We start from the raw sequence: 13,632 nt of genomic DNA on the forward strand, positions 1-13,632 counted from the left end.
CGCGGGAATTCGGCTTATTTTTTACCGTCCATTCTGTCTTTAAGCTCTTGCAATTTTGCATTGGCATCACCTAATGTTGGTTTTGCTTCTTCTGCATCCTGCGCTTGCTTTTTAGCAGCAGCTTTTACAATTTTCGCTTCTTCTTCTTTGTGAATACTCATATGTGAAGCAACCACTTTCTTGAATTCTTTGTTGAACTCAATAATTTGGAATTCTGCCTCATCACCTTTTTTCAACATAGAACCATCTTCCTTTTCAAGGTGACGGCTCGGTACGAAAGCTACGATATCATCATTGAATTTTACGGTTGCACCTTTGTCCACTACCTCATCAATAGAGCCAGTGTGCTTGGTTCCAACTGCGAAATCGCCTTCGTATTTATCCCAAGGATTTTCTTCGGTTTGTTTGTGACCCAAACTAAGTTTACGGCCTTCAACATCCAATTCCAATACAACCACTTCTAGCTTATCACCAATATTGGTAAACTCGCTTGGATGCTTGATTTTCTTGGTCCAAGAAAGGTCGCTAATATAGATAAGACCGTCGATACCTTCTTCAAGTTCAACAAAAACACCGAAATTGGTGAAGTTGCGAACAATTCCTGTGTGGCGTGAACCAACCGGATATTTTTTAGTGATATCAGTCCATGGATCTGGCGTCATTTGTTTGATACCAAGGCTCATTTTGCGCTCTTCCTTATCCATAGTAAGGATTACCGCTTCAACCTCATCACCAACATTTACGAAATCCTGTGCGCTACGCAAGTGTGTGCTCCAAGACATTTCGCTAACGTGGATAAGACCTTCAACACCTTCAGCAACCTCGATAAACGCGCCGTAGTCTGCAATAACAACTACTTTACCTTTCACTTTATCGCCAACTTTCAACTCATCTCCAAGAGCTTCCCATGGGTGTGGGTTTAATTGCTTGAGACCTAATTGAATACGTGTTTTATCTTCATCGAAATCAAGAATTACAACATTCAATTTTTGGTCAAGTTCAACGATCTCATTCGGGTGGTTGATACGTGACCAAGAAAGATCCGTAATGTGAACAAGTCCATCAACACCACCAAGATCAACGAAAACACCGTATGAAGTAATATTTTTAACAACACCTTCAAGTACCTGTCCTTTTTCAAGTTGGCCGATGATTTCTTTTTTCTGCTCTTCAATATCCGCTTCAATAAGCGCTTTGTGCGAAACAACAACGTTTTTGAATTCGTGGTTGATTTTAACCACTTTGAACTCCATTGTTTTACCAACGTAAACGTCATAATCACGGATTGGTTTAACATCAATTTGAGAACCTGGCAAGAAAGCCTCAATACCGAAAACATCCACGATCATACCACCTTTTGTGCGGCATTTTACGTAACCGTTTACGATTGTAGCTTCGTCGTGGGCAGCATTTACGCGGTCCCAAGCCTTAATGGTTCTAGCTTTACGGTGGCTAAGAATTAATTGGCCGGTGCTGTCCTCACGAACGTCGATCAATACTTCTACTTTGTCACCAACTTTTAAATCTGGATTGTAACGGAATTCGTTCAACGAAACAACACCCTCGCTTTTCGCGTTGATGTCTATAATTGCGTCGCGGTCAGTAATGTGAACCACTTTTCCTTCAACAACTTCATCATCAAGTGTGTCAACGAAATTTTCCTTTACCAATTTTTCAAACTCTTCCAACTTGCCATCATCGATTGGGTCAATGCCTTCCTCGTAGTTGTGCCAGTTAAAATCTGCAAGAAATTTTTCAGGGTTGCTTTCCTTTAAGGAAACTTCCTTTTGGGGTTTTGTAGCTTCCCCGTTTTGAGTTGCAGTATCTTCTACCTGCACTTCTTCTTTGTTTGCTTTATCAGCCATTTGTGTGTAAAATTGATTTTTGAGATTTCTGCCTTTGCGGAAATGTAAAAATCAATGCTTTGTATTCTGCGCTGTTACAAGATTTTACTGCGACTATCCCACAGAAGGGTTTGTTTTTGTTTTTTTCAATTCCTCTTATTCTTGCCTCGTCGCTAAGAGGGGCGCAAAAATAGGTTTTTTCTTTTGAAAATCAAAAGGTTTGGTGGCTTAAATATTTTTGAATTCAATTTTTTATACCTCAAGAATGACAAAATAAATTCATATTATATTTCAATATTAAAAAAGGAATTTTTATTGGATATATTTGAAAATGATAAAGAACATATATTACAGCCAAATTCGTCCACGAAGAACAATCATTATTTCTAAAATCTTTCTTCTCTTATTTGTGCTTGCTTTGTTTTCGTGCTCCACGGGAAACAATTACTACAAATATAATTACTTCAGTGGCAGCAAATTCTACAATGATTCTTTAAATATAAGCGCCAAACTTTTTGGCGATATGAAATTTGGCCAGCCCGACAGAAAAACCTTCCGTAGTTTCAAAAAAGCTGAAAATCTGAAATACCGAAATTTATTGTTTACCGCCACTACTTTTATAGAGCCGTTTTATGACTTGATGTTCTTTTACGATGAAGTTCACTCTGGGCAAAATTCTTCAACTTCGGATGAAATAATAGGACCAATTTTTCACGATTCCATTACCCAAAATGTATTATTTAGGAAATCAGTAAATGGAAAATCGGTTTCAATTTATCTAATTCCACGGAATGCGAAAAGTTCCGTTATTGAGGATGCTCAACAAATTATTGAAAACGTGAAGTTTGAAATCTCGGTAAAAGATGATTTGACGTATTCCGATGTTTTTAATTCATATATGGGGGTAAGTAACATTTTATACGTCATAGATAAATTTGACACCGCTCCCATTCCAAATACCAAACAATCCGAATGGATGAAGTTTCAATATCTCGCCACTCTGTTAGCTAATGACACGAGTTATCCTACATATTCTGAAATTATTACAAAGTTCGAGAAAAATAGAGAAGAACATCTAAAACCTATAATTTCAGATATAATTCAAGAAAATCCAGATGTTGAAAAAACCTTGGAAGGGACAATCCAGAAAATAAAATTCCTCGCTAAGGAGGAAAAAGTTGTTATGCTAAATGAAATGCATTGGCTTCCAAAAAATCGCATATTGGCAACAGAGCTTTTGAAACCTTTAAAAGAGAATGGATATAATTTTTTAGCTGTTGAAGCCGTAAATAAAGATTTTATAGAAGGTTTGAACAATAGAAAATTCCCTACTAAAAATACTGGATATTATGCAAGGGAACCTTTTTTCGGACTATTCATCCGTAAAGCTTTAGAAATGGGTTATACAATTGTGGCCTACGATGAATTTGAAACAGACAACAGAGAAAAAGCCCAAGCAATAAGTCTAAGCAAAATCATAGAAAACGACCCCTCGGCCAAAGTTTTTGTATATGCGGGAATTGATCATATTTTGGAAAATAACGCTAACAAACGGATGGCGCAATATTTTAAGGAGATTACGGATATTGATCCGTTAACGATAGACCAAGTGGAATTAGGCGGCAGTGAAGAAAACGAGACCGTTTTTTTTCCTTCGGGGCTTGTTCCAAAAGATAAAAATATAAATAGTGGGGTAGATTATTTTCTTATCAATAATCTTAAACCTTCATTAAATATGGTTTTTAAAAACAGCAAATTGTCCAATTTTAAAATTGATCTCAGTGAATTAAAAAATATTCAAAAAGAGGAGTTGTATGCTTCAATTTTCATTTTAAGTGAATATGAAAAATACAAATCACAAGCCATTCCAATATTAAATAAGATTATTAAATCTGAAGTCAAAGAGCTTTCATTGCTACTTCCAATCGGTAATTTTCAAGTCAAGGTTTGGAATGAAAATAACGATGTGCTTTTATCTCGACAAATCGAGGTTGTTAATGAAAATCATTAAACGACTATCGTGATAATTAATCAAATTAAAACAGAAGCCCCTGCCCACCTTCATCAACCTTGGAATCGCCTTCTTCATTTTTATCTTCGGAATTATCAATTCCATCATCAGAATTTTCAACTTCCTCCTTTAAATCCTCTTCATCCACAACATCCATTTCTTCAGGCTCGATGGGTGTTGGTGGATCATAAAGTAAAGGCTCCATCGTATTTATTTCCAACACCTTTTCCTTGGTAAGTTGATTACCCATTGCGTTTATTCCTTTTACAGAAATGAATTCCTCTAAATTCAACTCCATATTTTCCTCACGCTCCTGCCCTCTTTTTTTGGCGAAAACCACTTCGGCCATTGGACGATAATCGGTAAATATTTTTTCCAAATACGAATTTGGATGTTCAGTAATAATCGTTTCCTCGCGCTCGGGATGTTCAATTAAAAAGCGCTTCACATAAAAAAGCTCCTTTTCCCCTTCCCAATAAATGGCGCTCAACGGTTTTTTTGGATCCCATTTTTCCAGAATAATCATATCGTCATCAAAACGAAGTTGGATATCTGGGATTACAGTTTTTACAACACCGCTCTGTTTTACAATAAGCAATCTATCCTCTTTTCTGAACTCTCCCAAAAGCTCGCCGCGCTCATCAACATTCAATCGTTGCACGGAATCGTCAAACCATATTTTACGAGGCTTCAATGTTGACAGACCTTTCTCTTTTAATTCAATCTTCTTGATAGGATATTTTGAAACAATATTTCCTTTTGAATTTCTTCCCTTCACCATTTGATCGGCGAAATCCAAATCGAATTTCAACTTTTTGATGCTTCCCGTTTGCCGTAAAAAAATAGTTACAACTTCAGCCTCGCCATTCGGATTGGCAGTAAAATATAGCACCTTGGAACCTTTTGTTCCATTGGTCATATCGTATTCCTTATCGCGCGTGGTGCCCGTAACGGCAAAGCGTTTCACATAATTTGCGCCGCGCGCACCATCTTTATATATCATATTATAAATGGTGCGTTTATCCTTCTTTTTGAAGACGGCAACGTGGATGATTCCTTTTCCCACAAAAGTCTTTTGGTCCACTTTTGTTACCATCATTGTTCCATCTTCCGTGAAAACAATAATGTCGTCAATATCGCTGCAGTCGGTAACGTATTCGTCGCGTTTCAGGCTTGTTCCCACAAAACCTTCTTCACGGTTTACATACAGTTTTGTGTTTCTGATTACAACCTTCGTCGCTTCAATATCATCAAAGGTTCTGATTTCGGTTTTACGTTCCTTTCCTGCGCCGTAATCTTTCTTTAATCTTTTGAAATGATCTATCGCATATTCAATTAAATTTGCCAAGTGATGCTTCACTTGGGCAATACTATCTTCCAGTGCCTCAATTTTTTGCTGGGCTTTATCAATATCGAATTTTGAAATTCTTTTGATTCGAATTTCTGTCAAACGTTCAATATCTTCTATCGTTATAGCACGTTTCAAATGCTGGATATGCGGCTGCAAACCTTTATCGATGGCGGTAATTACACCTTCCCAGGTTTCCTCCTCCTCTATATCGCGATAAATTCTATTTTCAATGAAAATGCGCTCCAACGAAGCAAAATGCCACTGCTCTTCCAGTTCATCCAATTGGATCTCAAGTTCACTTTTCAGCAATTGAACTGTGCGGTCGGTACTTACGCGAAGCATTTCAGAAACACCAACAAACAAAGGTCTGTTATCCTCAATCACACAACCCAAAGGCGAAATTGAAGTCTCGCAAGCGGTAAATGCATACAGCGCATCAATGGTTTTATCGGGGGAAATTCCGCTTGGCAAATGGATTTGTATTTCCACTTCAGCCGCGGTATTGTCCTCTATTTTTTTAATCTTGATTTTCCCTTTATCGTTCGCTTTCAGAATAGTATCAATGAGCGAGGAAGTATTGGTCCCAAAGGGAATTTCGGTAATTACAAGCGTGTTTTTATCGAGTTGGTTGATGCGCGCCCGACTGCGTATTTTCCCACCCCGCAAACCGTCGTTATAATTTGCAACATCCATTATTCCACCTGTTGGGAAATCGGGATAAATTTGAAACTTTTTGCCCTGCAAATGCTTGATGGAAGCATCTATCAATTCAATAAAATTATGCGGAAGAATTTTGGTGGAAAGCCCAACCGCAATACCTTCCCCACCTTGATTTAAAAGCAACGGAAATTTTACCGGAAGATTGATTGGCTCCTTTCTACGTCCGTCATACGAAGCTTGCCACGTGGTAATTTTCGGATTATAAACCACATCCAAAGCAAATTTTGAAAGCCGCGCCTCAATATATCGCGAAGCTGCGGCGCCGTCGCCGGTCAAAATATTTCCCCAGTTTCCTTGGGTGTCAATCAATAAATCCTTTTGACCAATCTGCACCATTGCATCGCCAATACTGGCGTCGCCGTGTGGATGGTATTGCATTGTATGGCCGACAATATTCGCAACTTTATTGTAACGCCCATCATCCAAATCTTTCATAGACTGCATAATGCGGCGCTGCACAGGCTTAAAACCGTCCTCAATTGCGGGCACGGCGCGTTCCAGGATTACGTAGCTGGCATAATCCAAAAACCAGTCGCGGTACATTCCGGTGACTTTGGTAATGGTTTCACCAGGGTCTGTGTGGTTTTCAAAAGGTTCCTCGTTATGTTCTTTTTCTTCGCTCATTTTAAAATTTCAAGTATAGAATATGGAATATGGATAGAATGGAATATGGACTAACTTAGTTTATCTATAAAACTTCCTATTCTTTTTTGAAGCGATTGTATTTTATTTAATAACTGCTCATAGTCCTCATTAGACAAATATGCAATCCTTTTTGCAATTTCAATTTGTGTTTCGCACTCGTAAGCAGAACCTAAGCTATTTTCCAAAAAAATCTTAAAGTGTTTATCCGATGATTTTGCAGATCCTTCAGCAATATTTGAAGGAATAGAAACTGCGGCTCTATTTAATTGACTTATTAAATTAAATCTTTCTTCGGTCGGAAACTTTTTAGTTAGATTATAAACATCTGTTGAAAACGCCACCCCATCAGTCCAGATAGAAAGTTTTCTAAAATTATGCCGTGCCATAAATTTTTTTATTTATCACATTTTCAAATAGTCCATTCTCCATCATCCATATTCCATTTATCACCAATTTACTCTTCAACCCTATCCAATTCCACCTTCAAATTATCAATAATAAACTCCTGCCTATCCGGCGTGTTTTTCCCCATATAAAACGAAAGCAATTCCTCAATACTCATAGATTTATCAAGCATCACGGGATCCAAACGAATGTCGTTCCCAATAAAATGCACAAACTCATCCGGCGAAATTTCACCCAAACCTTTAAAGCGGGTGATTTCCGGTTTTGGTTTTAGTTTTTCTATGGCGTCAATACGCTCCTGTTCGGAATAGCAATAAATGGTTTCCTTTTTATTTCGAACGCGGAACAGTGGTGTTTGCAAAATATACAAATGCCCTTCCTTTATCAATTCAGGAAAAAACTGAAGGAAAAAAGTGATGAGCAATAACCGAATGTGCATTCCGTCAACATCGGCATCCGTGGCAATTACAATATTGTTGTATCGCAAATCTTCCATCGAATCCTCAATATTCAACGCAGCTTGCAGCAGATTGAATTCCTCGTTTTCGTAAACTATTTTTTTGGTCATTCCGTAGGTATTCAACGGCTTTCCACGGAGTGAAAAAACGGCTTGCGTATTTACATCGCGACTTTTGGTAATACTTCCGCTCGCGGAATCTCCCTCGGTAATAAACAAAGTAGATTCTAGGTTTCGTTCGTTTTTAATATCCTGCAAATGCACACGGCAATCGCGCAATTTTTTATTGTGAAGATTTGCCTTTTTTGCTCGGTCCTTTGCGAGTTTTCGAATTCCGCTGAGTTCTTTTCGTTCGCGCTCGGCTTGAACGATTTTACGCTGAATTCCGTCAGCCGCTTCGGGGTTTTTATGAAGATAATTATCGAGTTGTGTTTTTACGAAATCATTTATAAACGTTCGCACCGTCGGCAAATTGCCACCCATATCGGTTGAACCGAGTTTGGTTTTTGTCTGGCTTTCAAAAACCGGTTCCATCACTTTTATGCTGATCGCCGAAACAATGGACTTCCGCACATCGCTGGCTTCGTAATTTTTATTGTAGAATTCACGAATAGTTTTCACCAAAGCTTCCCGAAAAGCCGCCAAATGCGTTCCACCCTGCGTGGTGTTTTGCCCATTTACAAAACTGTGATATTCCTCGCTGTACTGCGTTTTGCTATGCGTCATTGCCACCTCAATATCATCGCCTTTTAGGTGAATTATCGGGTACGCGCTGTCTTCTTCGGAAATTGTTTCCATCAAAAGATCTTTCAATCCGTTTTCAGAATAGAATTTTTCGCCGTTGAAATCTATCGTCAGTCCCGGATTGAGATAGACGTAGTTTTTCAGCATTTTCTCTACATATTCATTTCTGAATTTGAAATTCTTGAAAATAACTTCGTCCGGAATGAAAATTACTTTGGTTCCCTTTCGTTTTGTGGTCTCTTCAATTGCAACATCATTCGTAAGTTCGCCTTGCGAAAATTCCGCAGCTTTTAATTGGTTATCGCGAACCGATTCCACTTTAAAAAATGACGAAAGTGCATTCACAGCTTTCGTTCCCACGCCATTCAAACCAACCGATTTCTTGAAGGCGCGGCTGTCATACTTTCCGCCGGTATTCATTTTGGAAACCACATCAATAACTTTTCCCAACGGAATTCCGCGGCCGTAATCGCGCACTTTCACTTCTTTGTCTTTTATGCGAACCTCAATAGTTTTGCCGGTTCCCATAACAAATTCATCAATACAGTTGTCGATTACTTCCTTCAAAAGAATGTAAATACCATCATCGGGCGAAGATCCGTCGCCAAGTTTCCCAATGTACATTCCCGGACGCATACGGATATGCTCCTTCCAATCGAGGGAGCGAATGTTATCTTCGGTATATTGGGTTTCGGACATAAGATTTGGTGTAGGGTTGCTAATATAAAAATACGCGAGCACTTGTGAAACCAATGCCTCGGAAAGTAATTAACAATAAAATGATGGGGATTGTTAGTAATTATTCAATTGATGAATTGCAAAGGACATTTAGCAAGCTTTTTACGAAAAATCATCTGTATCAGTCAAAATTTATATTTCATCATTACCCATTGCAACTTCCGCACGAAGCATTTCACTTCCCGCACAAAGCATTTCATTTCCCGCACGAAGCATTTCACTTCCCGCACGAAACATTTCACTTCCCGCACGAAGCATTTCACTTCCCGTACGAAGCATTTCACTTCCCGCACGAAGCATTTCACTTCGCGAACGAAGCATTTCATTTCCAGCACGAAGCATTTCACTTCCCGCACGGGGCATTGCAACTCCCGCACGAGGCATTTCATCTCCCGCACGAGGCATTTCACCTCTCGAGTAAACTCCTAACTATGATGCACTGGCAAAAGAAATCTTTACTCCCTAATTTATAAGGCTGCTAAAGTTTTGTGAAGAATTATTAATATGAAAAAAGGTTTAAAATACTTTTTATAATTTCATAGCAGGAATAGATCGACTCATGGATTTTATAGATTACTACAAAGTATTAGGTTTGGAAAAAAGTGCCACCGCGGCCGATATTAAAAAGGCATATCGCAAACTTGCACGAAAACTTCACCCCGATTTAAATCCGAATGACAAGGAAGCGCAAAAGAAATTTCAGCAACTCAATGAAGCGAATGAAGTTTTAAGCGACCCAGAAAAGCGCAAAAAATACGACCAATACGGAAAGGATTGGCAACACGCAGATGCCTTTGAAGAAGCAAAACGAAACCAAGGCTCGCAAGGTTTTAATAGTGGTTTTGGGGGGCAGCGCACTTATTCCGGCGGCGGACAGGGTTTTGATGACAGCCAGTTTTCAGATTTTTTTGAAAGTATGTTCGGCGGTGGCGGTTTCAGTCGCGGTGGTGGTGGACGACAAACATCGCAGTTTAAAGGGCAAGATTTAAATGCCACCCTTCGGTTGAATTTGACTGATGTGTTGGAGAGTCAAAAACAAACAATTAGCCTTGGCGAAAAGAAAATTAGGCTAACAATACCTGCGGGAGTTGAGGATGGCCAAACAATAAAAATAAAAGGTTACGGCGCGGATGGGATGAATGGTGGGCCAAAGGGAGATTTACTAATTACGTTTGAAATTTTCAATAATACACGTTTTAAGAGACTGGAAAGCGATCTTTATTCCACCGAGGAAATTTCACTTTATACAGCACTTTTGGGTGGTGAATTAACCGTTGAAACCTTAACGGGAAAAGTAAAACTGAACGTAAAAGCTGAAACCCAAAATGACACCAAAGTAAAATTGAAAGGAAAAGGACTTCCGAAGTATAAAAAGGATGGGCAGTACGGCGATTTGTATATTACCTATAAAATTAGTTTACCCACAAACCTTTCGGAAAAGGAGAAACAACTATTTAATGAACTCTCAAAACTTCAATGATGGCACGAGAAAAATATATATTGGTTAATCACTATTGCCAAAATTCGCATATTGAAGATACTTTTATTATGCAACTTCAGGAATATGGACTAATTAGTTTTGAAGAAAAGCAAAATAATATTTTTATTGACGAGAAAGATATTTCGGAAATTGAAAGATTGTTTCGGCTTCACCATGATTTGGGAATTAATTTTGAAGGGCTTGATGCCATAAAACAAATGTTGAAGCGCATGCAGAAACTAGAAAACGAACTGACTCTCCTTCAGAAGAAATTGCGTTTATACGAATAAGCCCCAAACATCATTAAGGCAGAATCTTAATTAAAAAAACTCCGAAAGGAGCTTTTTTTATTTAAGTGAAAATCCCATTCGGGTTGTATGAAGTAGTGTTTAAACATTAAAACGGAAGTGCATCACATCGCCATCCTTTACAATATATTCCTTTCCCTCCACGCCCATTTTACCAGCTTCCTTTACTTTCGCTTCACTGCCGTACGTAACATAATCTTCATATTTTATTACCTCCGCACGTATAAAGCCTTTTTCAAAATCTGTATGGATTACCCCTGCAGCTTGTGGTGCAGTGGCGCCAACGGGAATTGTCCAAGCACGAACTTCCTTTACCCCTGCCGTAAAATAGGTTTGAAGATTCAATAATTTATAAGCACTACGGATCAATTTTGCCGACCCCGCCTCATCTAGCCCTAAATCCTCCAAAAACATTTGGCGCTCTTCATAGGTTTCAAGTTCGGTTATATCAGCTTCTGTACCCACTGCTAGTACCAATACCTCCGCGTTTTCATTTGCTACCGCTGCCTTTACTTTTTCAACATACTCGTTGCCGGTTGCTGCAGATTCCTCATCGACATTGCAGATGTACATTACAGGCTTATCGGTTATGAATTGGGCGTTTACTATAAAATCTTCACGCTCACTATCGGTTAAATCAATGGCACGAACAGAAATTCCTGCCTCAAGACCAGATTTCACTTTTAATAATGCAGCTTCTTCCTTTTGAGCATCTTTATTTCCGGTTCTTGCAGCGCGCTTCACCTTTTCAAGCTTTTTATCCACCGTTTCCAAATCCTTCAATTGAAGCTCAATATCTATAGTTTCCTTATCCCGAATTGGATTTACGCTTCCATCCACATGAACAATATTATCATTATCAAAACATCGAAGAACGTGGAGTATGGCGTCGGTTTCACGGATGTTGCTCAAAAACTGATTGCCTAATCCTTCGCCTTTGCTGGCACCTTTCACTAAACCTGCGATATCAACAATTTCAACAGTTGCGGGAAGCACTCTTTCCGGATTTACCAATTCTTCCAGTTTCAACAAGCGTTTGTCGGGAACATTCACAACCCCCACATTGGGTTCGATGGTACAAAATGGAAAATTGGCGCTTTGGGCCTTGGCGTTCGACAAACAATTAAAAAGAGTGGATTTTCCCACGTTTGGTAATCCTACGATTCCTGCTTTCATTTAATTACATTTTTTAAGAGCAACCATTCGCCTGTGTAGGCTTCGGTTTAAGAAGGTGCAAATATACATCTTCGAAGTAGAATTTTCATATATCCTTTCAAATTGCTTTTGGGAAAAAGATTGGGTTACATTTTGGAATGAATTCACAAGAGTTTAACGATAATAGCCTTAAGTTTACCCATAATACTAAATATACAACTTATGAGAAAGTTATTGATGAGCCTCGTATTAATAGGCTTTAGTTATTTTACCATGGAAGCCCAGGTAAACAAATCAGTGAAGGAAGAATCCACAACCCAACGCGTGGTAATTAAGGAAGGCAGTGATATCAAAATTACCGAAACAAAGAAAACGGAAACAGAATCCGGAGGGCTTATCATAGAAAACAATAATAAAATTGATAGGAATTTTAGTGAAGTAACCCGGCAGGATACTGATCAAAAAATTATTGTCAATGATGAATTTAAGGATGCAGAAAATGAGACATTGATTGAAAAAAGAAGATTGGCTCAGCAAGCGGAACTTGATGCCTCAAAGAAGAAACAAGCCGAATTGGCCGCACAGAAAAAAATGGAATATGAAGCAAAACAAGCGCAGATGCAGAAAGAGTTAGAAGAAAGAAAGGCTGCTTTGGAAAAAAGACCAAAGGGAATGGCGAAATTAAAAACGGAATAGTCGGTTTTATTATGTATAAAAAAATATCCGTCGGAAATAACTTCGATGGATATTTTTTTTGAGAATAAATGAACTTCATATTAAAGACAAAGAGAATCTGGTAAAATTCGATTTAACAAAAGAAGTTGAAAACATATAAAGTTTAGGAAATGATTATCAGCACTTTGGATTTTTTTAACACAGTCATTCATTAGTTTTGGAATTGAACAAATAATTAAAAACAACCATTATGAAAAAAGTATTGATGATTTTTGCATTAGCAGCTTTTACAACTTCTTTTGCACAAGATAATAAAAGCGAAAAAACGGAAACCGTAACAACCAAGGTGAAAGTAAAGGATAAGATAACGAAGTAAATTTAAATTCCAATACAACTTTAGCCCGGAGTTCGTTCTTGGATTCGTTGGGCCGGAATATAGCGACCACTACCTCTGGGGCCATTACTTTTGCAGATTCAATAAAGAAACTAAATTCGCAGAAAGAAATCCAATATATTTCAGATGATGAATTAGAAGCTATGTCTTTCGCGAAGGGTTACAAAGAAAGGTTTACACTTTACAGTGATTTCTACACAAAATACAAAATCAAAAATGCAACTGTGGCCTTAGATAGTTTGCATCACCCAAATACTTCTTTTAATAGGTGGATGTATTCAAAAAATACAACTGTTGAAAAAATTAGGGCTAACCCATCGGCATTTTTCAATTTCATTATATCCAAAGTTCCTTTTTTTCTCTTTTTTTTCACGCCATTCTTTGCCTTATTTTTCTGGCTAATTTATTCAAAGCGGAAATACACTTATATGGAACATATGATTTTTATATTTCACATTTTCAGTTTCATATTTTTGGCCATGCTGCTCTTTAAATTGCCCGATATGCTTTTTGGCACGGAAATTCTCCTCACTGTCCTCTTTCTTGTCATTGGTCCAATTTACTTTTATAAGGCATTGCGAAATTTTTATGGCCAAGGAAGAATGGTAACTTTAATAAAATTTGTATTTTTAAACACAGTGTTCATTATAGGATTAACTTTTGCCGCTACAATTTTTATAGCCGCAAGTGCAGCAATCTATTGAA

The 13,632-nt window shown here is 38.1% G+C and carries 12 protein-coding genes; 6 read left to right on the forward strand and 6 right to left on the reverse strand.

Features of this window, described 5'->3' with window-relative positions; all coding sequences use genetic code 11:
* Nucleotides 1–14: 14 nt before the first annotated feature.
* Complete coding sequence (rpsA, locus tag QRD02_RS04515; protein ID WP_290253721.1) at nt 15–1,865, reverse strand: 30S ribosomal protein S1; 1,851 nt, start codon at nt 1,863–1,865, stop codon at nt 15–17.
* 310 nt (nt 1,866–2,175) lie between these two features.
* Here rpsA and QRD02_RS04520 point away from each other — a divergent pair, with 310 nt between their 5' ends.
* Nucleotides 2,176–3,855, forward strand: coding sequence for a hypothetical protein (locus QRD02_RS04520; RefSeq protein ID WP_290253722.1), 1,680 nt, complete (start codon nt 2,176–2,178; stop codon nt 3,853–3,855).
* Nucleotides 3,856–3,880: 25 nt separating this feature from the next.
* Here QRD02_RS04520 and QRD02_RS04525 read toward each other — a convergent pair whose 3' ends face one another.
* The 4 genes from QRD02_RS04525 to QRD02_RS04540 form a co-directional block, all read right to left on the reverse strand.
* A complete protein-coding gene (locus tag QRD02_RS04525) occupies nt 3,881–6,550 on the reverse strand; it encodes a DNA gyrase/topoisomerase IV subunit A (protein WP_290253723.1) in 2,670 nt (889 codons plus the stop codon).
* Nucleotides 6,551–6,600: 50 nt separating this feature from the next.
* Nucleotides 6,601–6,957 carry a four helix bundle protein gene (locus tag QRD02_RS04530; RefSeq protein WP_290253724.1) on the reverse strand — a complete coding sequence of 119 codons (357 nt, stop codon included), beginning with the start codon at nt 6,955–6,957 and terminating at the stop codon, nt 6,601–6,603.
* A gap of 68 nt (nt 6,958–7,025) precedes the next feature.
* Complete coding sequence (locus QRD02_RS04535) at nt 7,026–8,876, reverse strand: DNA topoisomerase IV subunit B (protein ID WP_290253725.1); 1,851 nt, start codon at nt 8,874–8,876, stop codon at nt 7,026–7,028.
* Between the two features lie 171 nt (nt 8,877–9,047).
* Nucleotides 9,048–9,320: a hypothetical protein gene (locus QRD02_RS04540; RefSeq protein WP_290253726.1), complete on the reverse strand. Its 273-nt coding sequence runs from the start codon at nt 9,318–9,320 to the stop codon at nt 9,048–9,050.
* A 154-nt stretch (nt 9,321–9,474) separates the two neighbouring features.
* Here QRD02_RS04540 and QRD02_RS04545 point away from each other — a divergent pair, with 154 nt between their 5' ends.
* Both QRD02_RS04545 and QRD02_RS04550 read left to right on the forward strand, forming a co-directional pair.
* On the forward strand, nt 9,475–10,395 hold the full coding sequence (locus QRD02_RS04545) for a DnaJ C-terminal domain-containing protein (RefSeq protein WP_290253727.1): 921 nt from the start codon (nt 9,475–9,477) through the stop codon (nt 10,393–10,395).
* Nucleotides 10,392–10,685, forward strand: a complete 294-nt coding sequence (locus tag QRD02_RS04550) for a chaperone modulator CbpM (protein WP_290253728.1) — start codon at nt 10,392–10,394, stop codon at nt 10,683–10,685. Before QRD02_RS04545 ends, QRD02_RS04550 begins: the two co-directional genes overlap by 4 nt.
* Nucleotides 10,686–10,784: 99 nt before the next feature.
* On the opposite strand, the gene ychF is transcribed toward QRD02_RS04550, so the two are convergent.
* Complete coding sequence (ychF, locus tag QRD02_RS04555; RefSeq protein WP_290253729.1) at nt 10,785–11,879, reverse strand: redox-regulated ATPase YchF; 1,095 nt, start codon at nt 11,877–11,879, stop codon at nt 10,785–10,787.
* Nucleotides 11,880–12,080: 201 nt separating this feature from the next.
* On the opposite strand from ychF, the gene QRD02_RS04560 reads away from it, so the two are divergent.
* The 3 genes from QRD02_RS04560 to QRD02_RS04570 all read left to right on the forward strand — a co-directional run bounded on the left by QRD02_RS04560 (nt 12,081) and on the right by QRD02_RS04570 (nt 13,631).
* Nucleotides 12,081–12,554 carry a hypothetical protein gene (locus tag QRD02_RS04560; protein ID WP_290253730.1) on the forward strand — a complete coding sequence of 158 codons (474 nt, stop codon included), beginning with the start codon at nt 12,081–12,083 and terminating at the stop codon, nt 12,552–12,554.
* Nucleotides 12,555–12,783: 229 nt separating this feature from the next.
* Nucleotides 12,784–12,909 carry a hypothetical protein gene (locus QRD02_RS04565; protein WP_290253731.1) on the forward strand — a complete coding sequence of 42 codons (126 nt, stop codon included), beginning with the start codon at nt 12,784–12,786 and terminating at the stop codon, nt 12,907–12,909.
* A 446-nt stretch (nt 12,910–13,355) separates the two neighbouring features.
* On the forward strand, nt 13,356–13,631 hold the full coding sequence (locus QRD02_RS04570) for a hypothetical protein (protein WP_290253732.1): 276 nt from the start codon (nt 13,356–13,358) through the stop codon (nt 13,629–13,631).
* Nucleotide 13,632: the final 1 nt, after the last annotated feature.

It is taken from the genome of Aequorivita aurantiaca (genome assembly GCF_030410135.1).
Lineage (GTDB): Bacteria > Bacteroidota > Bacteroidia > Flavobacteriales > Flavobacteriaceae > Aequorivita > Aequorivita aurantiaca.